Genomic DNA, 747 nt, shown 5'->3' with positions numbered 1-747 from the left:
TCAATTGGTACTCGTGGTGAACCTGTACTGAAATTTTTACAAAACTTCTCTGAGCCTGTCTTTAAAATGGTCGGTATGCTAATGAAATTAGCCCCTATCGGTGCATTTGGCGCCATGGCATTCACAATTGGTAAATACGGAATTTCTTCAATCAGTAACTTATTGATGCTGGTTATTACCTTCTACATTACATCTCTGCTCTTTGTATTGGTTGTATTAGGGGCTGTGGCAAAATATAACGGCTTCTCTATTCTCTCTTTAATTAAATACATTAAAGATGAACTGTGGCTGGTGTTAGGAACTTCATCGTCAGAAGCTGCATTGCCTAGCTTAATGCGCAAAATGGAAAATGTAGGCTGCAAAAAATCTGTTGTCGGCTTAGTTATTCCAACGGGGTACTCATTTAACCTCGATGGCACGAATATTTATATGACGATGGCTGCACTGTTTATTGCTCAAGCAACAGGCATTGACCTTTCGCTCACCGAACAAATCACACTACTATTGGTCGCAATGATCAGTTCAAAAGGTGCTGCGGGCGTTACAGGCGCAGGCTTTATTACTTTAGCCGCAACCTTATCCGTTGTACCCAGTGTTCCTGTTGCAGGAATGGCATTAATCTTAGGTATTGACCGCTTTATGTCTGAGTGTCGTGCTTTAACCAACTTAGTCGGCAATGCTTGTGCTTGTATCGTTGTCGCTCGCTGGGAAAATGCACTAGACAAAGAAAGAATGAATGACGTATTT

General features: G+C 41.5%; 1 protein-coding gene. It reads left to right on the top strand.

What is annotated here, in order from left to right:
- Positions 1-747: cation:dicarboxylate symporter family transporter (locus M997_RS17050; protein ID WP_156510835.1), on the top strand; the 747-nt coding region annotated here is incomplete at both ends.

The sequence above is a fragment of the Proteus hauseri ATCC 700826 genome (assembly GCF_001654965.1).
In the GTDB taxonomy this organism is placed as follows: Bacteria; Pseudomonadota; Gammaproteobacteria; order Enterobacterales; family Enterobacteriaceae; genus Proteus; species Proteus hauseri.
Note: the sequence above shows the minus strand (reverse complement) of the source record. Positions and strands in the feature narration are given on the sequence as shown.